The sequence below is a fragment of the Micromonospora fiedleri genome, from assembly GCF_016774385.1.
Lineage (GTDB): Bacteria > Actinomycetota > Actinomycetes > Mycobacteriales > Micromonosporaceae > Micromonospora > Micromonospora gifhornensis.
This window is the reverse complement of record NZ_JAETXL010000010.1, coordinates 38,052-64,245: the sequence shown is the minus strand read 5'-3', so window position 1 is coordinate 64,245 and position 26,194 is coordinate 38,052. Positions and strand designations below refer to the sequence as shown.

28 protein-coding genes are annotated in these 26,194 nt (G+C 72.5%); 13 read left to right on the top strand and 15 right to left on the bottom strand.

Annotated features, from left to right (window positions below; genetic code table 11):
• Positions 1-20 precede the first annotated feature (20 nt).
• Both JMF97_RS25200 and JMF97_RS25195 read left to right on the top strand, forming a co-directional pair.
• Entirely contained in the window at positions 21-1,547 is a 1,527-nt protein-coding gene (locus JMF97_RS25200) for an APC family permease (protein WP_203223769.1), read from the top strand.
• Positions 1,547-2,146, top strand: a complete 600-nt coding sequence (locus JMF97_RS25195; RefSeq protein ID WP_203223768.1) for a GNAT family N-acetyltransferase — start codon at positions 1,547-1,549, stop codon at positions 2,144-2,146. The genes JMF97_RS25200 and JMF97_RS25195 overlap by 1 nt, the downstream gene beginning before the upstream one ends.
• A 55-nt stretch (positions 2,147-2,201) precedes the next feature.
• Here JMF97_RS25195 and JMF97_RS25190 read toward each other — a convergent pair whose 3' ends face one another.
• Entirely contained in the window at positions 2,202-3,023 is an 822-nt protein-coding gene (locus JMF97_RS25190; RefSeq protein ID WP_013732617.1) for a SigB/SigF/SigG family RNA polymerase sigma factor, read from the bottom strand.
• A 272-nt stretch (positions 3,024-3,295) separates the two neighbouring features.
• Here JMF97_RS25190 and JMF97_RS25185 point away from each other — a divergent pair, with 272 nt between their 5' ends.
• Together JMF97_RS25185 and JMF97_RS31835 are read left to right on the top strand one after the other, a co-directional pair.
• Positions 3,296-4,018, top strand: coding sequence for an acetoacetate decarboxylase family protein (locus JMF97_RS25185; RefSeq protein ID WP_203223767.1), 723 nt, complete (start codon positions 3,296-3,298; stop codon positions 4,016-4,018).
• 47 nt (positions 4,019-4,065) lie between these two features.
• The gene (locus tag JMF97_RS31835; RefSeq protein WP_013732619.1) at positions 4,066-4,194 is read left to right on the top strand and encodes a hypothetical protein; all 129 of its coding nucleotides are present in this window, start codon (positions 4,066-4,068) and stop codon (positions 4,192-4,194) included.
• Between the two features lie 50 nt (positions 4,195-4,244).
• Here the strand turns inward: JMF97_RS31835 and JMF97_RS25180 are convergent, their stop codons facing one another.
• Positions 4,245-5,234 (bottom strand): pirin family protein, encoded by a 990-nt coding sequence (locus JMF97_RS25180; protein ID WP_203223766.1) that lies wholly within the window; start codon positions 5,232-5,234, stop codon positions 4,245-4,247.
• 11 nt (positions 5,235-5,245) lie between these two features.
• Positions 5,246-5,722 carry a MarR family winged helix-turn-helix transcriptional regulator gene (locus tag JMF97_RS25175; protein ID WP_203223765.1) on the bottom strand — a complete coding sequence of 159 codons (477 nt, stop codon included), beginning with the start codon at positions 5,720-5,722 and terminating at the stop codon, positions 5,246-5,248.
• Positions 5,723-5,890: 168 nt separating this feature from the next.
• Between JMF97_RS25175 and JMF97_RS25170 the strand changes: the two genes are divergently transcribed.
• Complete coding sequence (locus JMF97_RS25170) at positions 5,891-6,415, top strand: GNAT family N-acetyltransferase (protein ID WP_203223764.1); 525 nt, start codon at positions 5,891-5,893, stop codon at positions 6,413-6,415.
• A 74-nt stretch (positions 6,416-6,489) separates the two neighbouring features.
• Here the strand turns inward: JMF97_RS25170 and JMF97_RS25165 are convergent, their stop codons facing one another.
• A complete protein-coding gene (locus JMF97_RS25165; protein WP_203223763.1) occupies positions 6,490-7,077 on the bottom strand; it encodes a general stress protein in 588 nt (195 codons plus the stop codon).
• A gap of 143 nt (positions 7,078-7,220) precedes the next feature.
• Entirely contained in the window at positions 7,221-8,591 is a 1,371-nt protein-coding gene (locus JMF97_RS25160; RefSeq protein ID WP_203223762.1) for a glycoside hydrolase family 6 protein, read from the bottom strand.
• 184 nt (positions 8,592-8,775) lie between these two features.
• On the opposite strand from JMF97_RS25160, the gene JMF97_RS25155 reads away from it, so the two are divergent.
• The gene (locus JMF97_RS25155; RefSeq protein ID WP_203223761.1) at positions 8,776-9,735 is read left to right on the top strand and encodes an NAD(P)/FAD-dependent oxidoreductase; all 960 of its coding nucleotides are present in this window, start codon (positions 8,776-8,778) and stop codon (positions 9,733-9,735) included.
• A gap of 33 nt (positions 9,736-9,768) precedes the next feature.
• Here JMF97_RS25155 and JMF97_RS25150 read toward each other — a convergent pair whose 3' ends face one another.
• Positions 9,769-11,889, bottom strand: a complete 2,121-nt coding sequence (locus JMF97_RS25150) for a SpoIIE family protein phosphatase (protein WP_203223760.1) — start codon at positions 11,887-11,889, stop codon at positions 9,769-9,771.
• A 189-nt stretch (positions 11,890-12,078) separates the two neighbouring features.
• Here JMF97_RS25150 and JMF97_RS25145 point away from each other — a divergent pair, with 189 nt between their 5' ends.
• Positions 12,079-12,921, top strand: coding sequence for a mechanosensitive ion channel family protein (locus tag JMF97_RS25145; RefSeq protein WP_203223759.1), 843 nt, complete (start codon positions 12,079-12,081; stop codon positions 12,919-12,921).
• Positions 12,922-12,973: 52 nt separating this feature from the next.
• Here the strand turns inward: JMF97_RS25145 and JMF97_RS25140 are convergent, their stop codons facing one another.
• From JMF97_RS25140 to JMF97_RS25115, 6 genes are all read right to left on the bottom strand, one after another.
• The gene (locus JMF97_RS25140; protein WP_043720247.1) at positions 12,974-13,348 is read right to left on the bottom strand and encodes a DUF6401 family natural product biosynthesis protein; all 375 of its coding nucleotides are present in this window, start codon (positions 13,346-13,348) and stop codon (positions 12,974-12,976) included.
• A 286-nt stretch (positions 13,349-13,634) separates the two neighbouring features.
• Positions 13,635-13,847, bottom strand: coding sequence for a hypothetical protein (locus JMF97_RS25135; protein ID WP_126712589.1), 213 nt, complete (start codon positions 13,845-13,847; stop codon positions 13,635-13,637).
• Positions 13,848-13,966: 119 nt separating this feature from the next.
• The gene (locus tag JMF97_RS25130) at positions 13,967-14,224 is read right to left on the bottom strand and encodes a hypothetical protein (RefSeq protein ID WP_013732636.1); all 258 of its coding nucleotides are present in this window, start codon (positions 14,222-14,224) and stop codon (positions 13,967-13,969) included.
• Positions 14,225-14,365: 141 nt separating this feature from the next.
• Positions 14,366-14,827 (bottom strand): SRPBCC family protein, encoded by a 462-nt coding sequence (locus JMF97_RS25125; protein WP_013732637.1) that lies wholly within the window; start codon positions 14,825-14,827, stop codon positions 14,366-14,368.
• Positions 14,828-14,876: 49 nt separating this feature from the next.
• Positions 14,877-15,293 (bottom strand): DUF2795 domain-containing protein, encoded by a 417-nt coding sequence (locus tag JMF97_RS25120; RefSeq protein ID WP_203223758.1) that lies wholly within the window; start codon positions 15,291-15,293, stop codon positions 14,877-14,879.
• Between the two features lie 46 nt (positions 15,294-15,339).
• The gene (locus JMF97_RS25115) at positions 15,340-16,320 is read right to left on the bottom strand and encodes a YihY/virulence factor BrkB family protein (protein WP_203223757.1); all 981 of its coding nucleotides are present in this window, start codon (positions 16,318-16,320) and stop codon (positions 15,340-15,342) included.
• Between the two features lie 142 nt (positions 16,321-16,462).
• On the opposite strand from JMF97_RS25115, the gene JMF97_RS25110 reads away from it, so the two are divergent.
• Entirely contained in the window at positions 16,463-16,864 is a 402-nt protein-coding gene (locus tag JMF97_RS25110) for a ChaB family protein (protein ID WP_203223756.1), read from the top strand.
• Positions 16,865-16,946: 82 nt separating this feature from the next.
• Here JMF97_RS25110 and JMF97_RS25105 read toward each other — a convergent pair whose 3' ends face one another.
• The gene (locus tag JMF97_RS25105; protein ID WP_203223755.1) at positions 16,947-18,380 is read right to left on the bottom strand and encodes an aldehyde dehydrogenase family protein; all 1,434 of its coding nucleotides are present in this window, start codon (positions 18,378-18,380) and stop codon (positions 16,947-16,949) included.
• A 69-nt stretch (positions 18,381-18,449) separates the two neighbouring features.
• Between JMF97_RS25105 and JMF97_RS25100 the strand changes: the two genes are divergently transcribed.
• Positions 18,450-20,063 (top strand): phytoene desaturase family protein, encoded by a 1,614-nt coding sequence (locus tag JMF97_RS25100; RefSeq protein WP_203223754.1) that lies wholly within the window; start codon positions 18,450-18,452, stop codon positions 20,061-20,063.
• A 75-nt stretch (positions 20,064-20,138) separates the two neighbouring features.
• Here JMF97_RS25100 and JMF97_RS25095 read toward each other — a convergent pair whose 3' ends face one another.
• Positions 20,139-20,906: a polyprenol monophosphomannose synthase gene (locus JMF97_RS25095; protein WP_013732643.1), complete on the bottom strand. Its 768-nt coding sequence runs from the start codon at positions 20,904-20,906 to the stop codon at positions 20,139-20,141.
• A gap of 126 nt (positions 20,907-21,032) precedes the next feature.
• Positions 21,033-21,479, bottom strand: a complete 447-nt coding sequence (locus tag JMF97_RS25090; protein WP_203223753.1) for an SRPBCC family protein — start codon at positions 21,477-21,479, stop codon at positions 21,033-21,035.
• Between the two features lie 215 nt (positions 21,480-21,694).
• On the opposite strand from JMF97_RS25090, the gene JMF97_RS25085 reads away from it, so the two are divergent.
• From JMF97_RS25085 to JMF97_RS25070, 4 genes are read left to right on the top strand one after another with little or no spacing between them, the layout of a single operon-like run.
• Entirely contained in the window at positions 21,695-23,311 is a 1,617-nt protein-coding gene (locus JMF97_RS25085; RefSeq protein WP_203223752.1) for an HAD-IIIA family hydrolase, read from the top strand.
• Positions 23,308-24,279, top strand: coding sequence for a glycosyltransferase family protein (locus JMF97_RS25080; RefSeq protein WP_203223751.1), 972 nt, complete (start codon positions 23,308-23,310; stop codon positions 24,277-24,279). Before JMF97_RS25085 ends, JMF97_RS25080 begins: the two co-directional genes overlap by 4 nt.
• On the top strand, positions 24,270-25,487 hold the full coding sequence (locus JMF97_RS25075) for a glycosyltransferase (RefSeq protein ID WP_043720253.1): 1,218 nt from the start codon (positions 24,270-24,272) through the stop codon (positions 25,485-25,487). The genes JMF97_RS25080 and JMF97_RS25075 overlap by 10 nt, the downstream gene beginning before the upstream one ends.
• Positions 25,487-26,191 carry a D-sedoheptulose-7-phosphate isomerase gene (locus tag JMF97_RS25070; RefSeq protein WP_438803777.1) on the top strand — a complete coding sequence of 235 codons (705 nt, stop codon included), beginning with the start codon at positions 25,487-25,489 and terminating at the stop codon, positions 26,189-26,191. Before JMF97_RS25075 ends, JMF97_RS25070 begins: the two co-directional genes overlap by 1 nt.
• Positions 26,192-26,194 lie beyond the last annotated feature (3 nt).

The window sequence follows — 26,194 nt, the reverse complement described above, 5'->3', positions numbered from 1 at the left end:
ACTCTCACACCGGAGCTCCCATGTCCTCCACAGTGACATCGCAGCGACCAAGCAACGTCTCCGAGGCGTTGGCCCGTGGCCGCCTCGGCGTACCCTCCGTGGTCTTCTTCGTCCTGTCCGCGGCGGCGCCGCTGACCGTGGTCGCCGGGGTGGTCACCACCGGCTACGGGGTCATCGGCGTGCTCGGCATCCCGCTGGCCTTCCTGGCGGTCGCCGCCGTGCTGGCCATCTTCTCCGCCGGCTACGTGGCGATGGCCCGTCGGATGGCCAACGCCGGCGCCTTCTACGCCTACGTCGCGCGTGGCCTGGGTCGCCCCGCCGGGGTGGGTACGGCCTGGGTCGCGCTGCTGGCCTACAACGCGTTGCAGGTCGGGCTCTACGGCACCATCGGCGCGGCGGCCACGCCGGTGCTGGACCGGCTCTTCGGCATCACCCCGCAGTGGTGGATCGTGGCGTTGGTGGCCTGGGCGCTGGTGGGGGTTCTCGGCCTGCTCCGGGTGGACATCAACGGCATGGTGCTGGCCGCGCTGCTCTGCGCCGAGATCGCCATCATCGTGCTGTTCGACCTGGGTCAGCTGAGCAACCCGGCCGCCGGGGGCGCGACCTTCGCGGCCTTCTCGCCGGACAACTTCTTCGTGCCGGGACTCGGCGCGGTCCTGGTGCTGGCGATCCTCGGTTTCGTCGGCTTCGAGGCCGCGGTGGTGTTCAGCGAGGAGAGCAAGGACCCGAAGCGGACCGTGCCGATGGCGACCTACCTGTCCGTGGCGATCATCGGCGTGATCTACGCGCTCTCCTCGTGGAGCATGACCGTCGCCGTGGGACCGGACCGCATCGTCGAGGAGGCCGGTACCCAGAGCATCGACCTGATCTTCAACCTCGCCGGGGCGCACCTGGGCGACACCGTGCTCACCATCGGCCAGGCGCTCTTCCTGACCTCGGTGCTGGCCGCCATGATCTCGTTCCACAACACGACCGCCCGGTACGCCTTCGCGCTGGGCCGGGAGCGGGTGTTGCCGGCGGCGTTCGGACGGACCTCGCCGGTCACCGGCGCGCCCCGGGCCGCCTCGCTGGCGCAGAGCACGCTCGGCCTGGCGGTGATCCTGCTGTACGCCGTCAACGGCTGGGACCCGGTGCTCCAACTGTTCTTCTGGCTGGGCACCAGTGGCGGCTTCGGCGTGCTGCTGCTGATCGCGACGACCGCCATCGCGATCATCGTGTACTTCGCGCGCAGCGGTGAGCAGGAGACCCTGTGGCGGCGGCTGATCGCGCCCGGCATCGCCGCGATCGCGCTGTTCGCGATCATCGTGCTGGCGGTGCAGAACTTCGCCAACCTGCTCGGCGTGGAGCCCGACTCGCCGCTGCGCTGGCTCTTCCCGGCGGCGTACCCGGTGGCCGCCGCGCTCGGTGTGCTCTGGGGCGTGGTGCTGCGGCGCACCCGGCCCGACACGTACGCCCGGATCGGGCTGGGTGCGGAGAGCACCGCGGCGGTCGTCGGGCTGCCGCCGGCGGGCACCGATCCGGCGCAGCCCACGACGGGGGTGCGGTGATGACGCAGGCGGACATCGATCGTCTCGGCCCCGCTGACGCCCGGTGGGTGGCCGAACGGATCGCCGAGGCGTTCCTGGTGCTGGACGCGACCCGGTGGCTGGTGCCGGACGAGGCCAAGCGGGAGGCGGTGCTGGCCGCCCAGTTCGAGATCGTCGTGTCGCACGCGCTGCGGCACGGGCTGGTCTTCGGCACCGCGGACCGGGTCGGCGTGGCCGTCTGGCTGCCGTCGGTCGGTGATCCGCTGCCCGAGCCGGAGGACTACGACGCCCGGCTGGCCGCCGCGTGCGGGGAGTGGACGCCCCGCTTCGCCCACCTCGACGAGTTGTTCGCGGCGAACCACCCGCATGCCGACCACCACCACCTGGCGATGCTGGCCGTACGGCCGGACCGCCAGGGCGCGGGTGTGGGGAGCGCGTTGCTGCGGCACCACCATGCCTGGCTGGACGCCAACGGCGTACCGGCCTATCTGGAGGCGAGCAGCGAGACCAGCCGGGACCTGTACGCCCGGCACGGTTACCGGGTCGCCGAGCCGTTCCGGCTGCCGGACGGCACGCCGTTCTGGCCGATGTGGCGGGAACCGGGCAGCCAGCCGGCCTGATCGTGAACACGTCGATGGCCGGGCCCGCCGGCCCGGCCATCGTCGCCACCCCCTCTTAGTACGTTCCGTCGAGCTGCCCCCGCAGCTTCGTCAGCGCCCGGGCCAACAGCCGGGACACGTGCATCTGCGAGACGCCGATCTGCTCGGCGATCTGCGACTGCGTCAGGTTTCCGTAGAAGCGCAGCGTCAGGATCTTCTGCTCGCGCTCGTCAAGCGTGGCCAGTGCCGGCCCCAGCGCCACCCGCAGCTCGGCCAGCTCGAACTCGCTGTCCTCGCCGCCGAGCATGTCGCCGAGCTCGGTCGCCCGGTCACCGTCGCCGGTGGGCGTGGACAGCGACACCGCGTTGTAGGCGCGGGCACCCTCCAGGCCCTCCAGCACCTCTTCCTCGGTGAGCTTGAGGTGGGCGGCGATGTCCGCCACCGTCGGCGAGCGGCCCAGGGTCTGCAGCAGCGAGCTGTTCGCGTCCGAGATGGCCAGGCGCAGCTCCTGCAGCCGCCGGGGGACCCGGATGTCCCAGGTGCGGTCGCGGAAGTGGCGCTTGAGCTCGCCGATGATGGTGGGGATCGCGTAGCCGGCGAAGTCGACGCCGCGCGTGGGGTCGAACTTGTCGATGGCCTTGATCAGGCCGACCGCCGCCGTCTGGGCCAGGTCGTCGGTCGGCTCGCCCCGGCCGCTGTAGCGGTGGGCGAGGTGGTTCGCCAGCGGCAGCCATGCCTCGATGGCCCGGTCGCGCAGCGCGGCACGGGACGGGTGCCCGGCGGGCAGCGCGGCCATCGCGTTGAGCAGGTCGGTGGCGCTGTCGGTGAGCGCTCGCGGGTCGAGTTTCGTCGCGGTCGTCGGCGCGGTTGCCGGCTCGGTGATCGTTGGCGCGGTCATGGTGGTCCTCCCTGCACCTCGTCCGCGGATAAAGACGTGACGCTTCGGTTGGGCGCTGTTCGTACGTTCGGGAGTCACCATAGCCTGATAGGGCAGCGGAAATCTAGCCGAACGGACGATGTCTTTAAGTGATTTCAAGTCACTAAACGACATGAACCGGACACAAGTTGGTGGTTTGGATGGCGGAAGGATGGTGACTGTCGAGTTTTCGCCCTTGTCCCGTCGGCGGGACTGGCCGTAGCGTCGCGGTACATCCCCTGTCCGGAGGCGCCGTGCTCGATCCTGCCGTTCCCCACCTCGTGGTCAACAGCCGCGCGCTCTACTTCAGCTGGCTGCCGGCGGATCCCGAGGCGGTGGCCGCGCTCGTTCCAGCCGGCCTGCGACCGCATCCGGACCGGCAGGTGTTCATGAACCAGTACGTGGTGGACGACGCCGCCCAGACCTCCGGGTTCGGCTCGTACTCGCTTGCCTATCTCGGCGTGACCCTGGCCGACGTGCCCGCTCCGGACGGGGTGACCCCGGGCGGCTGGTGGACCCATTACGTGGCCTCCAGCGACCAGGTCCGCGACTACGCCCTCGCCCGCGGCGCTCCCGCCCTGGCCGGCAGCACCACCATCAGGTCGGGCCACGACAAGGTGGTGGCCGAGACGGAGATCGGTGGAGTACCGGTGATCCGGGCCCAGGCCCGCGTCGGCGAAACGGGCACCACCACACACAACGGCCACCACCGCTATCTCACCGCGCTGGGCGGGCAGGTGGTCAGCAGCACCTATCCGGTGATCTCCGAACCGGTGGGCGAGTTCGAGATCGAGTCGGTGGAGTTCCTCGAACCGGAGCATCCGATCTACGCGCTGCGCCCGGAGAATCCGCTCACCATCGCCTGGGGCTATTACGCCCCACGGTCGTCGTTCGCCTACCCGGGCGGGCTGACGGTGTGCGGCGAACTGGAGCTCGCCAGTGGCGCGACGGGGGTTTCCGCAGGCCCATTCGGGTAACCCAGGGGCTGGATCGGCATTCACCCCTACCTCGAGGAGGCCGCACCATGCCCGGCGAGACGACAAGCGCTGTGACCGAGCACCGCGAGCAGGCGGTGGAGGGGGAGCGGGGAGCGCTGTTGGCCGTACTGGTGATGGTGGTGCTCGGCGTGGCCGGGATATTCGCCGTTTCCTGACCAGCGGGGGCGCCCCGGTCGCATCGGGCGCCCCCATCTGTCGTCACCGGTCAGGGTCGCGAACCCTGGCCGTCGGTGTGCGCCAGCCGATCGGCCGGGATCACCCCGAGCCGGCCGGCCTGGTAGTCCTCGAAGGCCTGGATCAGCTCGTCACGGCTGTTCATCACGAACGGGCCGTACTGGGCGACCGGCTCGCGGATCGGCTGACCGCCCATGATGTACAGATCCAGCGTCGGCGTGCGGCTGTCCTGCCGGGCGTTGGCCCGGAACCGCAGCGCATCACCCGGGCCGTGCACCGCGAGCTGCCCGGTGCGTACGCCGCGGCCGTTGGCGCCGATCGTGCCGCGCCCGCCCAGCACGTAGACCAGGGCGTTGAAGTCGGGCCGCCAGGGCAGGTCGACCTGCGCCCCCGGCTCCACCGTCACGTGGGTCACGGTGATCGGGGTGTACGTCGAGCCCGGTCCCTGGTGTCCGGGGATTTCACCGGCGATCACCCGGATCAGCGCGCCGCCGTCCGGCGTGGTGAGCAGAGCGGCCTGGTTGCCCCGGATGTCCTGGTATTTCGGCGGGCTCATCTTCGCCACCTTGGGCAGGTTGACCCAGAGCTGGGTGCCGTGGAACAGGCCGCCGCTGACCACCAGATGCTCCGGCGGGGCCTCGATGTGCAGAAGGCCACTGCCCGCCGTCATCCACTGGGTGTCGCCGTTGGTGATGGTGCCGCCACCGCCGTGCGTGTCCTGGTGCTCGAAGACCCCGTCGATGATGTAGGTGACGGTCTCGAAGCCCCGGTGCGGGTGCCAGCTGGTGCCCCGTGGCTCGCCCGGGGCGTACTCGACCTCGCCCATCTGGTCCAGGTGCAGGAACGGGTCCAGCTCGCTGGTCGGTACCCCGGCGAAGGCCCGGCGCACCGGGAAGCCCTCGCCCTCGAAGCCGCTCGGCGCGGTGGTCAGCCGGCGGACCGGGCGGATGGTGGTGGTGGACTCGTCGAGCCGGGGCAGTCGGGGCAGGACGAGGACGTTGTCGACGGTGATCGCGGGCATCGGAGGCTCCTTCAACTGTCGCTGTGAGCGGGGCTGGCGGTGGCCTGCAGCCGCTGGCCGAGTCGGGTGAAAATCCTGGTCAGGCAGGCGATCTCGGCGTCGTCGAGGTCGTCCATCAGGTGCGTGCGTACCGAGTGCAGGTGCTGCGGTGCGGCCTCGCGCAGGGCCAGCAGGCCGGCGGCGGTGAGCACCGCCTCGCTGCCCCGCCCGTCCTGCGCACACGGCTGCCGCGCCACCAGGCCGCGCCGTTGCATCGAGGAGATCTGGTACGTCAGGCGGCTGGGTGAGAAGACCAGCCGGTCGGCCAGCTCGCCCATCCGCAGGCGTTGCCCGGGGATCTCGCTGAGCAGCACGAGCACGTGGTAGTCGGCGAGGCTCAGGTCGCTGGTGGCGCGCAGATCCTCCTCCAGCCGGGTGAGCAACCGCTGGCTGGCCTCGATGTACCCCCGCCAGGCGGCCAGGCGGTCCGGGCTCAGGCTCTCGGTCATGCCCCAACGGTAGCACAAACTAAAATTTGAACTATCTCGCCGAAGTGCTGGCGGTGAAGCGGGTGATCGAGGTCATCGGGGAAGATATTGAAGGTTTGAATGAAAGCCTCGGACCGGTGACCGTATTCCAGCGGTGGTACGCGAGGAGCGTGTGCCACACTGCCCGACGTGGTGAACCTGACCGGCCCTGGCCTGCTGCTACGTCCCTGGCGGGACGGCGACGCCCCCGCCGCCCTCGACGCCTTCGGTGACCCGGAGATCGCCCTGTGGAACCCCCAGGGCGACGGTCTCGACCTGGACGCCGCTCGACAGTGGGTACGGCGGCGGGCCGCCTGGTCGAACGGCGCGAACGTGGCGCTGGCGCTGGCCGATCCGACCGATCCGGCAGTGCTGCTCGGCTCGGTGTCGCTGCACCGCATCCACGACGGGGAAGCCTCGATCGGCTACTGGGTGGTGCCCGCGGCCCGCGGGCGAGGGCTCGCCTCGGCCGCGGTCGTCCGCGTCACCGCCTGGGCCTTCGCGGAACTCGGACTGCACCGCATCGAGTTGTGTCACGCGGTGGGCAACCCGGCCTCCTGCCGGGTCGCCGAACGGGCCGGCTACCTGGCCGAAGGCACCCTGCGGCAGTCGCACCGCTACGGCGACGGCCGGCGCCACGACGAGCATCTGCACGCCCGCCTGGCCACCGACTGACCGTCGCGGGCACGCGATCCGCCCCCGACCGGACCGGTCGGGGGCGGCAGGACTCGTGCGTGCGTCGGTTGCGGTCAACCTGCGGTCTGCGGGGCGCGCGCACCCAGGTGCAGCCGGCCCAGCAGTTGACGGGCCTGTTCGGCGACGTCCGCGTCGACGATGACGGCGTACTGGTTGGCGCGCAGCGAACTGGCCGAGGTGAAGTCGCGCTTGCCGCCCGTCATGGCGTGGGCGACCGCGCCGAACACCGCGCCCCAGATCGCACCGATGACCAGGCCGGCCAGGATCACCGCGAGCCAGTTGCCGACGGTGAAGATGCCGAACAGTAGGCCGATGAACAGCCCGAACCAGGCACCGGTGCCGGCGCCGATCAAACCGGCACGAGCGGTCGTCATCCGACCCAGCACGGTCTCCACCAGGGTCAGATCGGTGCCCACGATCGCGCTGCGTTCCACCGGGAACCGGTTGTCGGCCAGGTGGTCCACCACCCGTTGGGCGGAGGGATAGTCCGGGTAGGCCCCGATCGTCACGGTCGGCGGGCCGAACTGCGGAGCGTGCCCGTCGCCGCTGGGCGCCGTGGTACGGCCACCCGGCCCCGACGGGAGGGTGCCGCCACCGGTCACGCCCGGCTGCCAGGCCGGGGGATTCGACTGTGTGGTCATGGGTCTCCTCCTTCGTCGCTCCACGCGTTCCCGCCCGATGGCAGCGGTAACGCGTCCGCGCCGGTCAGGCCGACGGAGGTGACGCAGGCGTGGGCCCCTCGCCGATGCCCGAAGGCGGTGGCGAGGGGCCCACGCGGGTGCGATCAGGTGCAGTTGGTGCCGTTGAGGGTGAAACCGCTCGGGGCCGGCAGGCTGCTGCCGCTGTAGGTGCCCTGGAAGCCGGTGCTGAGGGTGCCACCGCTGGGCAGGCTGCCGTTCCAGTCGGCGTTACGGACCGAGATCCGGTCGCCGGACTGGCTCCAGACGCCGTTCCAGCCGTTGCTCAGCCGTACCCCGGAGCCGGCCGTGAAGGCCAGGGTCCAGCCGTTCACCGCGCTGCCGCGGTTGGTCACCCGGATCTCGGCGGTGAAGCCACCGGTCCAGGTGTTCGGGGTGAACGTCACCGTGCAGCCTCCGCCCGGCGGCGGGGTGGTCGGCGGCGGAGGAGTGGTGGGCGGCGGGGGAGTGGTGGGCCCCGGGGTGGTGGGGGCCGGCGTGGTGGGCAGCGGCCCGGCCGCGATGGCCAGGTCGTACGCCCGCTGCGGCACGAACTGACCGGCGGCGGCGATGCAGCCGTCGGCCTCGCCGGGCAGCTTGACCCAGAGGAAGGCGTCGATCGCCGAGTCGCCGGTGTTGGTGGTGCTCGGCGTGCCGATGGCCCGCCCCGGCGGGTCGCACCACTCGGAGCCGGCGGGACCGTTGCCGTTACGGCTGGTGTCGATGACCGCCTTCAGGCGGGAGATCCCGGTCGCCGCGATGATCGACTTGGCGTAGGAGACCTCGCCGGCGGTGCTGCGGTAGTTCGACACGTTCACCGAGATGCCGTCGGCGCTGTTGGCGATGTCCGCGGCGAGCAGCCGGTTGGCGGCCTCGCCGGCCGAGAGCCAGCCGCCGTGGCCGATGTCGTAGTAGACCTTCGCCGCCGAGGAGGCACGCTTGAGGGCCTTGCCGGCGTACGCCATCGAGGCCCGGACCTCGGCCTGCTGGTTGCCGTCCATGCAGCTGGTCATGATGGGGAGCACGTCCGGCTCCAGGATGATGGTGGCCGGTCGACCCTGCAGGCCGGCCGCCACCTGGTCCACCCACTGACGGTAGGCGCTGTGGTTGGGCGCTCCGCCACCGCTGTGGTTGCTGCAGTCGCGGTTGGGGATGTTGTAGACCACCAGGATCGGGATCTTGCCCGCTGCCGCGGCGGCGCCGACGAACTGGCTCACCTCGCCCTGCACGGTCGAGGTGTTGGTGGTGGTGTACCAGCGGGGCTGCGGCACGTTGGCGATCCGGTCCCGGATCACGGCGGCCCGGGAGTCACCCGGGTTGGCCGCCACCCAGCGGGCGGCGCTGGTCTGCGGGTCCACGTAGAAGGCGGAATCGGCAGCCGCGGCGGGCGCCGCCAGCAGCGCGCCCACGCCGACGGTGGCGGCGACGGTGAGTGCCGTCACCGCGCCGACCACGGCGGACGTGCGTCGGGTTCTCATGGTCTGCTCCTCGGATATATCGAGCAAGTTGCGTGGAAGCGCTCCCACATGTCCGCCAAGGTACGCACCCGTTGCGAGATTGTGAAGACCTTCCGGAAGCATCGATGGCTTTAGGTATGTTCGACGGACTGGCCAGCGGCCAGGTACGACGGAACCGGCGAGACCCGGTACGTAAGATCACCGGGTGACTACGGAGCGAACCGGCGTCGTGGTGGTCGGTGCCGGCATCGCCGGTGTGGCGTGCGCGGTGCAGCTGCGACGGGCCGGGGTGCCCGTGGAGATCAGGGAACGTGCCCAGGGGCCCGGCGGCCGGATGTCCAGCAAGCCGTTCGACGGGCGTCCGGCCGACCTCGGCGCGGCCTACTTCACCGTCAGCGATCCGGACTTCGCCGAGGTGGTGGCGCAGTGGCAGGCCGCCGGGCTGGTCCGGGAGTGGACGGACACCTTCGTCGCGTACGGCGCGCAGGGGCGGCACGAGGTCCGTGGCCCGATGCGGTGGGCGGCACCCCGCGGACTCCGTTCCCTCGTCGAACACCTGTCACAGGACCTGCCGGTGCTGGTGAACCGGCTGGTGCTCGACGTCGCCCCGGGACCGTCGGTGGACGGCCACCGGTGCCGGGCGGCCGTGCTGGCGATGCCGGGGCCACAGGCCGCGTTGGTGCTCGACCCGGCCCTGACCGTCGCCACCGAGGCGCTCCAGCACCAGCGTTGGTCACCGTCGCTGGCGGCGATGCTGCGGTTCCCGCACCGGCGCTGGCAGGAGTTCCGGGGCGCCTTCGTCAACGACCACCCGGTGCTGCGCCTGGTCTGCGACGACGGGGACCGTCGTGGTGACCGGGCGCCCGTGCTGGTCGCGCACACCACCGGGTCGTTCGCCGCACGGCATCTCGCCCAGCCCAGCGCCGCCGCCCCGGCGGTCGAGGCGGCGGTACGCGACCTGCTCGCCCTGCCCGATCCGGCGGTACGCGTGCACCTGCACCGGTGGACGTACGCCCAGCCCACCGCCGGCTCCGCCGCCGGGTTCCACCTCGACGACGAGGGGATCGGGCTGGCCGGAGACGCGTACGGCGCGCCACCCCGGGTACAGACGGCGTGGCGCTCCGGCCACGACCTCGGCCGTGCGCTGGCCCGCCGGCTGACCTGAGCTACCCGCGCCGGGGCCTACTGCGCAACGGCCCTACTGCGGCGGAGTGAGGATCTCGAACCAGACGGTCGAGCCCCGCACGGTGGGATCGGTGCCCCAGGCGTCGCTCAACTCCTCGATCAGACCCAGCCCACGGCCCCGACTGCTCAACGTGTCCGTCCGGGTCCGGGTGACCGTGCCGCGCGAGCCCGAGTCGGCCACCGACACGAGCAGGCGCTCGGGGCTCAGGTCGATCTCCACCCGGGCCGCCGTGCCGGCGTGCAGCAGGGCGTTGGTGGTCAACTCGCTGGTGCACAGCACCGCCGCGCCGATCACCGACTCGGCCACCTGCCACTCGGTGAGCTGGGCGGTCATCCAGTGCCGTACCCGGCTCGGCGCCGTCGGCTCGGCCGGTACCTCCATCCGGGCGGACCGGCTCGGCCGCAGCGCGTACTCGACGGCGAGCACGGCCACGTCGTCCTCGGTGGCGCCGGGCACCGCGGCGGTGGCGGTGGCACACAGCGCGCGGGGGTCGCCGCTGTGCGCGGCGGCCACCGACTCGACCAGCCGAGCCAGACCGTGCGAGAGCCCCTGCCGTCGCCGTTCCACCACGCCGTCACTGAACAGCAGTAGCGTGTCGCCGGGCGGGAACGCGACGGTGCAGGTCGCCGCCTGGTATCCGACGCCCAGCGGCGCGCCGGCCGGCACCTGCACGTACTCGGCTCGCGGCTCGCCGTCGGCCGAGCACCGTCGGATCAGCGGTGCCGGGTGACCCGCACTGGCCAGGGTGAGCAGTTCCCGGGCCATGTCGATGACCCCGAACGCCACGGTGACGAACAGCTCGTGCGTGCCGGCCTCGGCACCCAGGCTGCTGACCAGGCGGTCGAGCCCGACGAGCACCTGGTCCGGGCGCGGGTCGTTGAGGGCCAACGCCCGCAGGGCCGCGCGTACCTGACCCATCCGGGCCGCGGCCTGCACGTCGTGTCCGGCGACGTCACCGAGCACCACGCCCAGCTCACCGGTGGGCAGCACGAAGGCGTCGTAGAAGTCCCCACCTGCGGCATTGCCGTCCACGCCCGGGTCGTAGCGCGCCGCGATCCGCAGCCGGGGCAGGCCCGGCAGATTCTCCGGCAGCATGCTGCGCTGCAACAACTGGGCCGTACCGTGCTGGGTCTCGAAGCGGCGGGCCCGCTCGGTGGCCTGGCCGACCAACTCGGCCGACGCCGCCAGCAGCACCCGCTCCTGCGCGGACCAGCTGTGCGGGGAGCGGTAGCCGACGGTGAGGGCGCCGCGGACCACGGCGGCGCTCAGCGGCACCGTGGCCAGGGAGCGGATCTTCTGGTCGTGGCGGTCGGCGGCGACCTCGCGCAGCGGCTCGCCGTCGTCGGTGTAGCTGGCCCGTCCGGTGCGGGCGCTGACCACCGCCGGGGCCGGCCAGTCCGCCGGCCCGCGTCGCCACAGCGGCGGAAGCCGCTCGTCGGCCTCGTCCACCAGCTCGCCCCGCACCCGTCGGGCGAGCCGCCAGCCGCCACCGTCGTCCACCGCGAAGGAGACCCGGTCGGCGTCGAACGAGGTGATCGCGTAGCGCAGCGCGACCCGGGCCACGTCGTCGAGGGTGAGGGTGCCGGACAGCGCCGCGGCGAGTTCGCTGATCCCCTGCAACTGCCGGATCGCCGGGTTGGTCTCGGTGATCACGGACAGCACACCGACGATGCCGCCCCGGCTGTCCCGCACCGGGGAGCAGGCACGTACGTACACCACCTGGTCGAGTTGCCCGTTGGCCCGGCGCAGCGGCAGGGTCATCTCCCGTTCCAGGAACGGTTCGCCGGTGCGGTAGGTGTGCTCGACCACGTCGCCGATGCCCGGCATCGGCCAGATGTCCGCGAAGACCTGCGGCGCGGGCTGCCCGAGGGCCGCAGGGTGCTTGTCGCCGATCAGTTCGGCGTACGCGTCGTTGTAGAGCAGGAAGAACTCGTCGCTCAGGTGCAGCACCATCGGTGCCGGCGAGGCGAGCACGATCTCGGCGGCGGCCCGTACGGCCAGGTCCCAGTACTCCGGGGGGCCGAGCCTGCTGCCGCTCCACTGATGGCGGCCGACCATGCCGGTGACGCCAGGCATCCGCGCGCTCGGGACGCTGCCTGCTGGCGTGGGGACTCGCCCGACCGTTCCTGGCATGACAGCAGCCTAGTCCGGCGAGCCGAACAGTGTTTCGATCTTGCGCTGCGATCCCCGAGGTGCGGGACATAAGTCCAGGTCAGAGCAACCGTGTGGCGATGTGTCGAGAAAAAGGAGGCGATCGGCGCGGCGTGCCGTCCGAGTGAAGGGGTAAGCGCGCGGGGCAGACCATGCGACAGGAGGGACATCATGCCGGAAACCTTCGCGGCCAGGCAGGTCGACATCGGCAATGCCGTGGCTGACATGTGGAGGTCGGTGCTGCTGTTCGTACCGAGGGCCATCGCGTTCATCGCGATCCTGGTGGTCGGATGGCTCATCGCCAGAGCCGTACTCAAGATCGTCGACGCGGCGCTGGAACGGGTGGGGTTCGACCGGGCGGTCGAACGAGGTGGCATCAAACGAGCACTGGAACGAACGAAGTACGACGCCAGTGACATCCTGGCGAAGCTGGCGTACTACGCCGTGCTGCTGTTCACGTTGCAGTTCGCGTTCGGGGTCTGGGGACCCAACGCGATCAGCAACCTGATCTCGGGTGTGGTGGCCTGGTTGCCACGCGCGTTCGTCGCGATCGTCATCGTGGTGATCGCCTTCGCGATCGCCAACGCCGTACGGGACATCGTCAGCGGGTTCCTGGGCGGCCTGTCGTACGGCAAGGTGCTGGCCGACGTGACGGCGTTCTTCGTGATCGCCCTGGGTGTGATCGCGGCGCTCAACCAGGTGGGCATCGCCACCACCGTCACCACGCCGGTGCTCATCGCGGTGCTCGCCACGGTGGCCGGCATTCTGATCATCGGCGTCGGCGGTGGTCTCGTCCGGCCGATGCAGAACCGCTGGGAGGACTGGCTGCGCCGGATCGCCGACGAGTCGCGGGCCGTTCGTGAACAGCGGCAGGGCGCTGCGGCCGGTCGCGGCGACACCCAGCGGCAGATGGCCGACCGGGCCGGTGCCGAGCGGAGTCAGGCGATGGCCGGTGGCCGGGCGACCCACCAGTCCGGGACCGCGAGTGACGAAACGCAGCAGTTTCGCCGGTGAGCACGGCAGCAAGACGCAACGGGTGTCCGCCGACGGCGGGCACCCGTTGCCGTCACAGCGGCGGCGGCTGCGGGGCCGGGGTGTCCAGCGCGGCGGTCAACGCGCAGACGGCGAGCAGGCGCACCAGCACCCAGTCGGCCTCCGACCAGTCGATCGGATCGGTGGGCGGCTGCCACCCGTGTTCGTCGGCTGCGGCGCGTACGCCCTCGGCGTAGCCGGCCAGCGCGGCGGCGGTCAGCGGGCGCTGGTCGCCGTGCAGGCTGTCGCGTACGGCGGCGGCGTGCTGATCAACGACCGCGAGCAGCCCGGGCAGCTGGTTGGCGGCGGCCAACCCGTCGAGCCCGACGGCGTTGGCGAGCCCCACGAGGGTGGTTCGCGTCGCGTCGACAGCAGTGGAGGTGGGAACCTCGTTCGGGGGCACGCGCATGGGGAACGAATCTAACCAACCCGGACCGGTAGCGTCCTCGTCCACTCGGTTGGCCGGCGCATCCACCGCTGGTCGCCATCGGCTGTCCGCGCGTTCCAAGTCGGTGCGGACCGGGCAGGCCACGCCGCCGCGGATGGTGCGCCAACCCTCAGCAATGCACGAAACGGACCAGCGGGCGACGTCACCGAGCGACCCCGCCCATCGGCCGGGGTGACCGATCACACAGCCGCGGCACCCGATCAGACAGCCGTCCACGGCCCGGCGAGCCGGGCCGTCGGCGGTGAAGTCAGTCGGACGAGCGGGCGTCGGCGGGGCGCCGGCGGGCGGCGTCGTCGGCGATGATCACAGTGGCCACCATCAGCGCGACGCAGAGGCTGAACAGCCAGGAGCTGTCCGCGACCAGCCGGGCGGAGACGGGTGCCTGCACGGCGGCGAGGAGGAAGCCGATCCATGCCAGGCGGCGCTGACGCGTGGTGAGGAAGCCGGAGCCCTGATGCATTCCGAAAGTCTTACGCGCATCGAGGGCGTTGCCGTCAGCCGAACGGCCGATTCTGGCCGAGCTGTCCGAATTTCCGACCGTCCGGCCGGAACCTCGCCGCCCCCCGGTCGGGGCGGGCCTCACATGGTGTCGGGTCCGGTCCGGCCGGTGGTCGACGGGCGGTAACCCCGCTCCGGGTCGGTCGGCTCCAGGTCGCTGCCGGGCACGACCCGACCGCGGTCGGCCGGCTCCGGGCCGTGCCCGAAGGCGGCCTCCTCGCCGGCGTCGTTGGCGGTCACGTCATCGGCCTGCCCGTCGAGCGTGTTGCGGGCCACGGCCCGGTCCAACTCCTCCAGCGAGAGCCGCTCCTCTTTGCGCCACGTCCTGTCGTCCGTCATGCCTTGAGCCGTACCCCCGCCCGGTCGCCGCAAACGGGAGCCGGCCACCGACGGTGCCCGGCCGGCCCGGCGACCAACGGCGCGGCGCGCACGGCGACGGCCGCCGGTGCAGGACACCGGCGGCCGTCGACGAGATCATGCTCAGGGCTGCGGTCGGTCGACCTTGCCGCGCCAGGCGCCGGTCTCCTGCCCGCGTCGTTCGATGAACTGCTTGAACCGCTGCAGATCACCCTTGGCCCGCCGGTCGACCACGCCGAGCTTGTCGCCGGCCTGCTCGATGACGCCGTGCGGGTCGAACTCCAGCTGCAGGCTGACCCGGCTGCTGTGCTCGTCGAGCCGGTGGAAGGTCACCACCCCGGCGTGCTGGGTGCCGCCGGTCGAGCGCCACGCCACCCGCTCGTCGGGCAGCTGCTCGGTGATCTCGGCGTCGAACTCCCGCTTGACCCCGGCGATCTCCACCGTCCAGTGGGTCATCGTGTCGGACAGCTGGCGTACGGACTCCACGCCCTCCATGAAGTGGGGGAATTCCTCGAACTGGGTCCACTGGTCGTACGCCGTCCGCACCGGGACGGCCACGTCGACATGTTCGGTTACGCCACTCATCAGCATCCCTCCCTGCGCCGGCGGGGGCGGCGGGCCTGGACAGCCCGTCTCACCAGCGCGTCGTCTCGTTCTTGTGCCCCAGCGCCGCCCACACCTCGGACACCGTCTGGTACCGGGTGCCGTCGGGCAGACGCTCCAGCGCGGCGATCACGTCGTCGGGTGCGTCGTTCTCCCGCGCGTTGGCGAGCAACGCGGCCCGGTCACCGGGCAGGGCGGTCATCGTGATGAACCGCCCGAGCCGGCTTCGCGCCTCGACGTCCTCGGAGGTCATCCCCTGTGGGGTGCCGCTGCGCAGATCACCGCCTACAGCGGTGGTCGTCTCCGGCTGGTCTTCCCCGGCGGGTTCCGGCACCCGGGACTCGTCGACCCGCGAGCCACCGGTCCCCGGCCCCTGTACCAGGCCGTTGACCTCCTGACTCATCTGCTCGTCGACTCTCGGTGCGTGCTTGCTGTTGCCGCGATCCATGTCTTCTGCGCTACCCGCCACGGCGGGTGGTAAACCCGGCAAGCAGTCACGAACCGGCCGGTGACCGGGGCGGCAACACCGGTTCGGTGGGGTCGCTCGCGCCGGACTGGATCACCCGACCGCGCTGGAGTTCGGCGTTGATCTGGACTCCGAGCATCAGCGCCGAGTTGGACAGGAAGAGCCAGACCAGGAACGCGATCACCGCGCCGAGGCTGCCGTAGGTGGCGTCGTACGAGCCGAAGTTCGCCACGTACAGGCCGAAGCCGAAGGAGGAGATCATCCAGGCGAGCAGGGCCACCACGCCGCCCGGGGTGAGCCAGCGGAAGCGGGGCTGGCGCACGTTCGGCGCGACCCAGAACAGCAGGGACAGCAGCAGCATGGCGATCATCGCCAGGGCCGGCCACTTGGCCACCGCCCAGGCCGTACGGGCCGCGCTACCGGCGCCGATCAGGTCACCGACCGCGTCCGCGACCGGGCCGCTGACGATCAGACCGGCGGCCACCGTGGCGAGCAGGACCAGCGACAGTGCGGCGAGCCCGATCTGCATCGGACGCAACCGCCACATCGGCCGGCCCTCGGTCACCCCGTAGATCGCGTTCGAGGCGCGGGTGAACGACGCGATGAAGTTCGAGGCCGACCAGAGGGCACCGAACAGGCCGAAGCTCAGCAGGACCCCGGCCGAACTGTTCTGGTCCACCAGCGCCCGAACCACCCCGACGAAGCTCTCGTTGCCCACCACCGCGCCGGCGCCGACGCCACGGGCCAGGTCCAACACGGTGTCGACGGTGCGTTCGCCGTCGGAGACGAGACCGACCAGGGCGACCACCACGACGGTGGACGGAAACAGCGCGAGCACCCCGTAGTAGGTGAGCGCGGCCGCCCAGTCCGTGCAGTTGTCCCGCAGGAAGTTGCGGCCGCTGCGGATCAGCACGCCACGCCAGGTCGACCAGCTCAGTTGGCGGATCCGGCGGGGCAGCGCGGCGGTGCGACCGTCGGTCGGCGGGACGTCGGAGTTCGTCGTGGTCATCACCGCTCCCTCGCAGTTCGCGACCCGGTTCGGGTGGCCCGGCCGGTACCCGGCCTCAGCCGTCGGCAAACCGCTCGCCCGTTTACCGGCTGCGGCAACGGGGACGCCACCAGGAAGGCTCGCAGACGACAGGAGGACCGAGATGCCCGGGCGCGAGGTACTGCCCAGCACGCTGCGGCGCTCCCCGGAGAAGGCCCAGCGCACCTGGGAGAAGACGCACGATTCCGCCGTCGAGACCTACGGCGAGGGTGAGCGGGCGCACCGTACCGCCTTCGCCGCGGTGAAGCACCAGTTCGAGAAGGTGGGCGACCACTGGGAGCCGAAGGGCCGCAAGGGCCCCAGCGACGCGCAGGCCGCAGGTGGTGGCCCGCAGCGGCGGGCACCCACCGCCGGTGGGGTGGACGCGAACGCCCCGAAGGACCATCTTCTGGCGGTGGCCCGCAAGCTGGACGTGCGGGGCCGGTCGAGCATGACCAAGCCGGAACTGGTCAAGGCCATCGAAAAGGCCAACGACCGGCAGACCCGCAAGGCCCGCGGCGACTGACCCGGTACGCCGGACCGAGGGTCCCCGGTCGCCCGCGTACGCCCGGCGACCGGGGACCCTCGCGTGACCGGGACCCTCGCGTTCACCAGTGTCCGCCGCCGGGCGCCTCGATGTGCACCACCTTCATCGCGGTGAACTCGTCGAGCAGTTCCGGCCCGTAGCCGAAGCCCTGACCACTGCCCCGACGGGGATGGGCGGCACCGGCGGGGGCGCCGCCGAAGACCGCGTTCACCTTGACGGTGCCGACCGGCAACTCCCGCCAGGCCCGCTGGGCGTGACTCATCGACCCGGTCAGCACCGTGGCGGCCAGCCCGTACGGCGAGTCGGCCGCACACCGCAGCGCCTCGCTGAACGAGTCGACCACCACCACCGGCGCGACCGGGCCGAAGGTCTCCTCGCGGACCAGCGTCAGGTCGTGCCGACAGTTGTCGACCACGGTGGCGGGATAGAAGGCGCCGGGGCCCTCGGGCAGCGTGCCGCCGACCCGGATCCGGGCACCGTCCGCCGCCGCCGCGGTGACCTGCCCGTGCACCTGGTCACGGTGCCGCCGGTCGACAAGCGGGCCGAGTTCGGTGTCCGGATCGCGGCCCGGTCCGACGCGCAGCGCCGCAGCCCGTTCGACGAGCGCGTCGACGAAGTCTTCCGCGACGTCCCGATGGGCGTAGATCCGTTCCACGGCGACGCAGATCTGCCCCGCGTTGGCGAACGCGCCCTGCGCCGCCTGGCCGGCCGCCCAGACCGGGTCGACGTCCGCGTCGACGATCAGCGGGTCGCTGCCCCCGTTCTCCAGCAGCACCTTGGCGCCGCCGGCCGCGGCCGCAGCGGCGATGGCCCGGCCGGTGGCGGTGGAGCCGACATGCGCCACCACGTCCACCTCGGCCGCGGCCAGCGCCGCACCCGTCTGCGGCCCGCCGGTGAGCAGCGACAACACCCCGGCCGGCAGCGCGGTGTCGAACGCCCGGGCCAGCAGCCACCCGGTCGCCGGGGTCCGTTCGCTCGGCTTGTGCAGCACCACGTTGCCGGTGACCAGGGCCGCGCCGAGCAGCCCACAGGCCACGGCCACCGGATCGTTCCACGGGGTGATCACGGCGACCACCCCGCGTGGCTCGGGGGCCATGAAGTCGAGGGCGGCGGGATCGCCGTGCAGGGTGCGCCCACCACGCGCCGCGGCCAGTTCGGCGTACTGGCGCAGGGTGCCGATGCCGGCCTCGACCCCGCCCCGGGCGTCGGCCAGCGGCTTGCCCATCTCCGCCGTGGTGGCCCGGGCGAGTTCGTCGGCGGCCTCGGCCACCGCGTCGGCGGCGCGGTGCAGCGCCGCCGCCCGTTCCGCCGGGGCGGTCGCCGCCCACTGCGCGGTCACCTCCCGGGCCGCCGCCACGGCCTTGCCCACCTCGTCGGCGGTCGCGATCGGTGCGGTGCTCACCCGGCTGCCGTCGGACGGATCATGGACCACGAACTCGCCGTCGTCCCCGCCGGCCCCCCACACCCCGCCGATCAGCTGCGCAACCGTGTACATGGGCGCTGGATGCCCGACGTCGGGGCCGGCAAACGTTTCGTCCGGTTGGCCGCGGGGTAGCGTCCGTTGATGATTTCGCCGGGTTCCACCGGTTCCGAGCGGGCGGACGCCGTCGTCATCGGAGCGGGACACAACGGACTGGTCGCCGCCAACCTGCTCGCCGACGCCGGCTGGGACGTCCTGGTGCTGGAGGCGACCCAGGTGCCCGGCGGGGCGGTGCGGTCGGCCCAGGTCACCGCACCGGGTTACCTGAGCGACCTCTACAGCTCCTTCTACCCGCTCGGCTACGTCTCGCCGGTGCTGCGGGACCTGGACCTGCCGCGGCACGGGCTGGTCTGGCGACACGCCCCGGACGTGCTGGCGCACCTGTTTCCCGACGGGCGGGCGGCACTGCTCAACCGCGATCCGGCGGTCACCGCGGCCTCCCTGGAGGAGTTCGCGCCCGGCGACGGGCAGCGCTGGCTGACCGCGTACGAGCAGTGGCGGCAGGTCGCCGAACCGATGATCGACGTGATCACCACGCCGTTCCCGCCGGTGCGCGGTGGGCTGGACCTGCTGCGTCGGGTGCGGGTCGGCGGCGCGCTGCGGCTGGCCCGACGGATGGTGCTGCCGGTACGTCGCCTCGGTGCGGAACTGTTCGCCGGTGACGGCGGCACCGCGCTGCTCGCGGGCTGCGCCCTGCACACCGACCTGTCCCCCGAGGAGGCCGGCTCGGGAGTGTACGGCTGGCTGCTGGCGATGCTCGGGCAGCAGGTCGGCTGGCCGGTGCCGGTCGGCGGGGCGCAGAAGATCACCGATGCGCTGGTGGACCGGCTGACCGAACGGGGTGGCCGGATCATCTACGGCGCCCGCGCCGACCGGGTGCTGATCGCCCGGGGACGGGCGGTGGGCGTACGCACGACTGGTGGACGGTTGTGGCAGGCCCGCCGGGCGGTGCTGGCCGACGTGCCCGCGCCCGCGCTCTACCTCGACCTGGTCGGGGCCCAGGCACTACCGCCCCGGCTGGTGGCGGATCTGGAACATTTCCGCTGGGACGGCTCGACGCTCAAGGTGGACTGGGCGCTGTCCGGCCCGGTGCCGTGGCGCAACGCGCGGCTGTCCACCGCCGGCACCGTTCACCTCGGCGCCGATCTCGGCGGGCTGACCGGGTACGCCGCCGACCTGGCCCGTGGCGAGCTGCCGCGCGATCCGTTCCTGCTGCTCGGGCAGATGTCGGTGGCCGACCCCAGCCACTCCCCGCCGGGCACCGAGTCCCTCTGGTCGTACACCCACCTGCCGTTCCGGCAGGACTGGCGGGCCGAGGAACTGATGACGCACGTCGAGCGGATGGAGGAGGTGCTGGAGGCCGCCGCTCCCGGCTTCCGGCAACTGGTCGTCGGCCGGCACGTGGCCGGACCGGCCGAGTTGGAGCAGGCCAACCCGAGCCTGGTCGGCGGGGCGCTGGGCGGCGGCACCGCCGCGCCGTACCAGCAGTTGTTCCTGCGCCCGATCCCCGGCCTGGGCCGGGCCGACACGCCGGTGGACCGGCTCTTCCTGGCCAGTTCGTCGGCGCACCCCGGCGGCGGGGTGCACGGCGCGCCGGGCGCGAACGCCGCCCGGGCCGCGCTGGCCCGCGACGGCGTTCTCACCGGCGACCTCTACCACGGCGCGGTACGCACCGCGCACCGCGCGATCTACCGCTGACCCGCGCGGTACGCCGCGCTACCGCTGACCCGGTCGCGCGGTGCGCACCGCGCGACCTGCCGCGGAACGGTCGGCTCAGCGCTCGATGTGGCGATGCCGGGTGCGCAGCTTGAACGGCATCAGCGCGCTTTCGATCTTGGTGGCGGTGGTCATCTTCGAGATGCCGTCCCGCCGCTCCTCGAACCGGATCGGCACCTCAAGGATGGTGTGCCCGAGCTTCGTGGCGAGGTAGTGCATCTCGACCTGGAAGCTGTAGCCGTTGGACTGGACCCGCTCCAACCCGATGTCGCGCAGCGCGTCGGCCCGCCAGATCTTGAAGCCGGCGGTCAGGTCCCGGATGCGTACCCGCAGCAGGGTGTGCACGTACAGATTCGCCCAGCCGCTGAGGGCCCGCCGGTACAGCGGCCAGTTCTCGTCCAGCTCGCCACCGGGGACGTACCGCGACCCGATCACCACGCCGGCCTGGGTGGACAGCAGGGCGCCGAGCATGCCGGGCAGCGCCTCCGGCGGATGCGACAGGTCGGCGTCCATCTGGGCCACGTACTCCGCCCCACCGTCGAGGGCCCGACTGATCCCGTCCACGTACGCGCGCCCGAGCCCCTCCTTGCCCGGCCGGTGCACCACCTCGACCCGCTCGGGATGCTCGATGGCCAGCTTGTCCGCCACGTCGCCGGTGCCGTCCGGCGAGTTGTCGTCGGCGACCAGCACCTTCAGGCCGGGCAGTGGCAGCGCCAGGAGCCGCTCGACCAGCGTCGGCAGGTTGCCGGCCTCGTTGTAGGTCGGCACCACGACAGTCAGGCGCGCGTCCCGCCACGGCGAGGGCAACTGGACGGGTTCGATCATGGGGGACATCCTCGGTCTGCGAACAGGGTCTCTCAGAGAGTAGCTACTTGCCCCTTCCGGGGCGAAATGGCTCCCCCGCCCGGTGTCGGCCGGTCTGCCGGCACGCGGCCGGTCGACGGGACCGGATCAGTCCGGGGTCTTCTGCCGGCGAGCGATGTCGGAGAGCCGGTTGAGCGTCTCCTTGTTGCGCTGGTGCAGCACCAGGTCGTTGAGTTTGGTGCGCACCCAGCGCAGCGGGCCGGCGGCGAAGTCCTCGCCCAGCGACACCCGGGTGGCGTCCGGACCGACCGGTTCCAGGGCGAACACCACTATCGCCTCACCGGCGGGCCAGAGCTTCACCCGCAGCACCAGCTTGCGTTCCGGCTCGCACTCCAACACCAGGGAGGAATCCTCCAGCGAGAACGGCCAGGGACCGGCGCGGTGATGCAGTCGGGTGCCGACCGCCGGCCAGCCGTCGTCCACGTTGCGCATGTGGGCGGTGCCGACCACCCAGTCGCTGTAGGTCCATCCGTCCGCGAGGACCGCCCAGACCTGCCGGACCGGAGCCTTGATCACTTGCTGCACGATCGCCACCGGTTGTCCGTACCCCACCGGCGTCGCCGGCTAACCGCACCCGGGTTAGCTTCTCCGGGGCGACGGGTAAGGCCACCGCTGGCGGCGCCTGTCAGGCCGCCGACGCGCGGCATTCGTCCGCCGCGTCGCGATCGACGTTTACTCCTCGGGGCGTCGGGAACCCGCCGCCCGTGCGAGGGGACCGTGGGGAACCGGATAAGCGCAGGTCAGCCGGGGTGCTGGCCGGCGCGGGACCGGCCGGTCGCGAGTCCCCGCTGTTCGACGCGGTGCTGCTGGACCGCGACGGCACCCTGATCGAGGACGTGCCGTACAACGGTGATCCGGACAAGGTACGGGCCATGCCCGGCGCCCGCGCGGCGCTGGACCGGCTGCGTGCCGCCGGTCTGAAACTCGCCGTGGTGACCAACCAGTCCGGGCTGGCCCGAGGCCTGTTCACCGAGGCGCAACTGGACCGGGTGCACCGCCGGGTCGAGGAACTGCTGGGGCCCTTCGACAGTTGGCAGGTGTGCCCGCACGACGACGGCGACGGCTGCGCCTGCCGCAAGCCGGCACCGGGTCTGGTGCACGCCGCCGCCGAGGCGCTGGGCACCGTACCGGCCCGCTGCGCGCTGATCGGTGACATCGGGCGGGACGTCACGGCCGCCCTGGCCGCCGGTGCGGCCGGCATCCTGGTGCCGACGCCGGTCACCCGGACCGAGGAGATCGCCGCCGCGCCCTGGGTGGCCGACGACCTGCCGTCGGCGGTCGCGGAGATCCTGCGTCGCCAGCAGGCGCTGCAACCGGCGACGACCGCCACCCGCGCCGACGGGCCACGGACCGTGCTGGTGGTCCGCTCCGACTCGGCGGGCGATGTGCTGGTGACCGGGCCGGGCATCCGGGCGGTGGCCGCCGGCGCCGACCGGGTGGTGCTGCTCTGCGGTCCGCGTGGTCGGGCCGCCGCCGACCTGCTGCCCGGCGTCGACGAGGTGATCGAACACCGGCTGCCGTGGATCGACCCCGCGCCCGGACCCGTCGACCCGGCGGAGATGACCACGCTGATCGCCCGGCTCGCCGCCGTCGCCGCCGACGAGGCGGTCGTCTTCACCTCCTTCCACCAGTCGCCGCTGCCGTTGGCGTTGCTGCTGCGCATGGCCGGTGTCGCGCGGATCGCCGCGATCAGCGACGACTATTCCGGCTCGCTGCTCGACGTACGGCACCGGGTACCGGCCGGCGTGCCGGAGGCCGAGCGTGCCCTGTCGCTGGCCGCGGCGGCGGGCTACCCGCTACCGCCCGGCGACGAGCCGCGCCTGCGGTTGCGGCCGGCGCCACCACCCCCACCCGAGGCCGGCGAACCGGGGTACGTGGTGCTGCATCCCGGCTCGGCGGCGCAGGCCCGGGGTTGCCCACCGGAACTGGCCGAACGGATCTCCCGAGAACTGGTCGACGCCGGGCACCGGGTGGTGGTCACCGGCGGCCCGCAGGAACGCGACCTGACCGCCCGGGTGGCCGGTGCCCACGCCGTGGACCTCGGCGGCCGGACCGGGCTGGCCGAGTTGTCCGGGGTCGTCGCGGCGGCCGGCGCGGTCGTGGTGGGCAACACCGGCCCGGCACACCTGGCCGCCGCCCACGAGGTGCCGGTGGTCAGCCTCTTCGCGCCCACCGTCCCGTTCGGCCAGTGGGGACCCTGGCGGGTGCCGACGGTACGCCTCGGCGACGCCACCGCCGCGTGCCGCGACACCCGGGCCGCGCGGTGTCCCGTACCCGGGCATCCCTGCCTGAGCCGGGTCGAACCCGAAGCGGTCCTGACCGCCCTGCGGTTGCTGGCCGTGCCGAACGGTGGGAGCGGCCGATGAACATCCTGCTCTGGCACGTGCACGGCTCCTGGACCACCTCCTTCGTGCACGGCAAACACCGCTACCTGGTGCCGGCCACCCCGGACCGCGGTCCGTACGGCCTGGGCCGCGCCCGCACGTACACCTGGCCGGAGAGCGCGACCGAGGTGAGCCCGGAGCAGTTGCGCGACGCCGAGGTGGACGTGGTCATCCTGCAACGCCCCGAGGAACTGGACCTGGCGGCCGAGTGGCTGGGCCGCCGCCCCGGCCGGGACCTGCCGGCGATCTACGTGGAGCACAACACCCCCAAGGACGGCGACGTCCCGCACAGCCGCCACCCGATGGCCGACCGGGACGACCTGCTGATCGCGCACGTGACCGCGTTCAACGAACTCTTCTGGGACACCGGGGCGACCCGGACCACCGTCGTCGACCACGGCATCGTGCCCCCGGCGGTGGAGTACACCGGTGAGCTGGACCGACTCGCCGTCGTGATCAACGAGCCGGTACGCCGCTGGCGGGTCACCGGCACCGACCTGCTGCCCCGGTTCGCCGAGATCGCCCCGCTGGACGTCTTCGGCATGAAGGTGGCCGGGCTGGCCGACCACCTCGGGCTGCCCGCCGACCGGCTGATGAGCCACGACGACGTGCCGCAGCACCGGATGCACGCCGAGTTGGCGCGCCGCCGGGCGTACCTGCACCTGTGCCGGTGGACCTCACTCGGGCTGAGCCTGATCGAGGCGATGAGCATCGGCATGCCGGTGGTGGCGCTGGCCACCACCGAGGCGGCGATGGCGGTGCCGCCGGACGCCGGTGCGCTCTCCACCCGGGTCGACACCCTGCTCGCGGCCGCCGACCGGTTCGTCGCGCAGCCGCAGCAGGCCCGCCGAGCGGGCCTCGCGGCCCGTGCCGCGGCCAGGGAGCGCTACGGCCTCGACCGATTCCTCGCCGACTGGGACCGGCTGCTGGAGGAGGAAGTATGCGGATAGCGATGATCTCGGAGCACGCCAGCCCGCTCGCCATCCTGGGCGGTGAGGACGCCGGCGGCCAGAACACGCACGTCGCGGAGCTGTCCGCCGCGCTCGCCGCCGCCGGGCACGACGTACGGGTCTACACCCGGCGCGACGCGGTCGACCTGCCGGTGCTCGTCCGCAGCCCGGACGGCTACGACGTGGTGCACGTGCCGGCCGGCCCGGCCGAACCGGTGGCCAAGGACGCGCTGCTGCCCCACATGCGACCGTTCGGCGCGTGGCTGGTGGACCGCTGGCGCGGCGGCGACTGGACGCCCGAGGTGATCCACGCGCACTTCTGGATGAGCGGACTGGCCGCCCTCCAGGCCGGCCGGGCCCTCGGGATACCGGTGGTGCAGACGTACCACGCGTTGGGCACGGTCAAGCGCCGCCACCAGGGCGTGCAGGACACCAGCCCGGCCCGCCGCATCGGCTACGAACTGCACCTCGGCCGCTGCGTCGACCGGGTCATCGCGCAGTGCCGCGACGAGGTGGGGGAACTGGTCCGGATGGGGGTGCCCCGCTCGGCGATGACAGTCGTCCCGTCCGGGGTGAACCTGGGCACCTTCGCACCGCTGGGACCGACCGCCGAGCGGGAACCCGACCGCCCTCGGATCCTCACCGTCGGCCGGCTGGTGGAACGCAAGGGCTTCCAGACCGTGGTGCGGGCGATGGCACACGTACCCGAGGCGGAATGCGTGGTGGTGGGCGGTCCACCGGCCGGGTTGCTGGAGACCGACCCGTACGCCCGGCGGTTGCGGGCCCTGGCGGGCAGTTGCGAGGTGGCCGACCGGGTACGGCTGGTGGGCGCGGTGCCCCGGGAGGAGATGGGCCGCTGGTACCGCTCGGCGGACATCCTGGTCGCCGCCCCCTGGTACGAGCCGTTCGGCCTGACCCCGCTGGAGGCGATGGCGTGCGGAGTGCCGGTGGTGGCCACCGCCGTCGGCGGCCTGCGGGACACCGTGGTCGACGGGGTGACCGGGGACCTGGTGCCGGCCCGCGATCCCCGGGCGCTGGGCGAGGCGCTGCGGCGGCTGCTCGACGACCGGATCCGCCGGTTCGCCTACGCGGGTGCGGCGCGGGCCCGGGCCCGGCAGCACTACTCGTGGACCGTCACCGCCGAGCGGATCGCCGAGGTGTACGCCGAGGTGGTCGCCGTACGCCGGCCGACCCGGGTGGTGGCCTGATGCCGGCGGCCACCCTGCTGGAGCGGCACCTGGCGAACCTGGCCGCGGCGCTGCCGCCGTACCAGCGGTGCGAGCCGCTGCTCGCCCGGTGGGGTGCGACGCTGGCGCAGCGACTCACCGCCGGTGGCCGGCTGCTGGTGGCCGGCAACGGCGGCAGCGCCGCCGAGGCGCAACACCTGACCGCCGAGCTGGTCGGCAAGTTGCGCGACGACCGTCAACCCCTGTCGGCGATCGCCCTGCACGCCGAGACCTCGGCGTTGACCGCGATCGGCAACGACTACGGCTACGACGAGGTCTTCGCCCGCCAGGTCCGGGCGCACGGCCGGCCCGACGACGTACTGCTGCTGCTGTCCACCAGCGGTGGCAGCGGCAACCTGCTCGCTGCGGCCCGGGCCGGGCGGGAAACCGGGCTGCGGTGCTGGGCCTTCACCGGACCGGCCCCGAACCCGCTGGCCGACGCCTGCCACGAGGTGCTCGCGGTGGAGTCGTCGGACAGCCAGGTCGTGCAGGAGTTGCACCTGGTCTCCAGCCACCTGCTCTGCGAGTACGTGGAGCAGGCGATGCCGGAGCACACGGGCGGCACGACACCGCGCTACGTCGAGCCGCAGGTGCCGGCGGTGTCGAACGCCCCGGCGGAGGGCCCGGTGCGGGCGGGTGTCGAGGTGGTGCTGGACGGCGGCGCAGGGCGACCGGTCGAGGCGTGAGGA

Bases quoted from the DNA above. Each gene is read 5' to 3' on its own strand.
- JMF97_RS25165 (WP_203223763.1), bottom strand. From the start codon at position 7,077: ATGACCACACAGTCGAATCCCCCGGCCTGGCAGCCGGGCGTGACCGGT.
- JMF97_RS25120 (WP_203223758.1), bottom strand. From the start codon at position 15,293: ATGGATCGCGGCAACAGCAAGCACGCACCGAGAGTCGACGAGCAGATG.
- JMF97_RS25135 (WP_126712589.1), bottom strand. From the start codon at position 13,847: ATGCATCAGGGCTCCGGCTTCCTCACCACGCGTCAGCGCCGCCTGGCA.
- JMF97_RS31835 (WP_013732619.1), top strand. From the start codon at position 4,066: ATGCCCGGCGAGACGACAAGCGCTGTGACCGAGCACCGCGAGCAGGCG.
- JMF97_RS25125 (WP_013732637.1), bottom strand. From the start codon at position 14,827: ATGAGTGGCGTAACCGAACATGTCGACGTGGCCGTCCCGGTGCGGACG.
- JMF97_RS25180 (WP_203223766.1), bottom strand. From the start codon at position 5,234: ATGCCCGCGATCACCGTCGACAACGTCCTCGTCCTGCCCCGACTGCCC.
- JMF97_RS25190 (WP_013732617.1), bottom strand. From the start codon at position 3,023: ATGACCGCGCCAACGATCACCGAGCCGGCAACCGCGCCGACGACCGCG.
- JMF97_RS25070 (WP_438803777.1), top strand. From the start codon at position 25,487: ATGCCGGCGGCCACCCTGCTGGAGCGGCACCTGGCGAACCTGGCCGCG.
- JMF97_RS25200 (WP_203223769.1), top strand. From the start codon at position 21: ATGTCCTCCACAGTGACATCGCAGCGACCAAGCAACGTCTCCGAGGCG.
- JMF97_RS25105 (WP_203223755.1), bottom strand. From the start codon at position 18,380: ATGTACACGGTTGCGCAGCTGATCGGCGGGGTGTGGGGGGCCGGCGGG.
- JMF97_RS25140 (WP_043720247.1), bottom strand. From the start codon at position 13,348: ATGCGCGTGCCCCCGAACGAGGTTCCCACCTCCACTGCTGTCGACGCG.
- JMF97_RS25160 (WP_203223762.1), bottom strand. From the start codon at position 8,591: ATGAGAACCCGACGCACGTCCGCCGTGGTCGGCGCGGTGACGGCACTC.
- JMF97_RS25150 (WP_203223760.1), bottom strand. From the start codon at position 11,889: ATGCCAGGAACGGTCGGGCGAGTCCCCACGCCAGCAGGCAGCGTCCCG.
- JMF97_RS25175 (WP_203223765.1), bottom strand. From the start codon at position 5,722: ATGACCGAGAGCCTGAGCCCGGACCGCCTGGCCGCCTGGCGGGGGTAC.
- JMF97_RS25195 (WP_203223768.1), top strand. From the start codon at position 1,547: ATGACGCAGGCGGACATCGATCGTCTCGGCCCCGCTGACGCCCGGTGG.
- JMF97_RS25145 (WP_203223759.1), top strand. From the start codon at position 12,079: ATGCCGGAAACCTTCGCGGCCAGGCAGGTCGACATCGGCAATGCCGTG.
- JMF97_RS25080 (WP_203223751.1), top strand. From the start codon at position 23,308: ATGAACATCCTGCTCTGGCACGTGCACGGCTCCTGGACCACCTCCTTC.
- JMF97_RS25115 (WP_203223757.1), bottom strand. From the start codon at position 16,320: ATGACCACGACGAACTCCGACGTCCCGCCGACCGACGGTCGCACCGCC.
- JMF97_RS25100 (WP_203223754.1), top strand. From the start codon at position 18,450: ATGATTTCGCCGGGTTCCACCGGTTCCGAGCGGGCGGACGCCGTCGTC.
- JMF97_RS25095 (WP_013732643.1), bottom strand. From the start codon at position 20,906: ATGATCGAACCCGTCCAGTTGCCCTCGCCGTGGCGGGACGCGCGCCTG.
- JMF97_RS25110 (WP_203223756.1), top strand. From the start codon at position 16,463: ATGCCCGGGCGCGAGGTACTGCCCAGCACGCTGCGGCGCTCCCCGGAG.
- JMF97_RS25130 (WP_013732636.1), bottom strand. From the start codon at position 14,224: ATGACGGACGACAGGACGTGGCGCAAAGAGGAGCGGCTCTCGCTGGAG.
- JMF97_RS25075 (WP_043720253.1), top strand. From the start codon at position 24,270: ATGCGGATAGCGATGATCTCGGAGCACGCCAGCCCGCTCGCCATCCTG.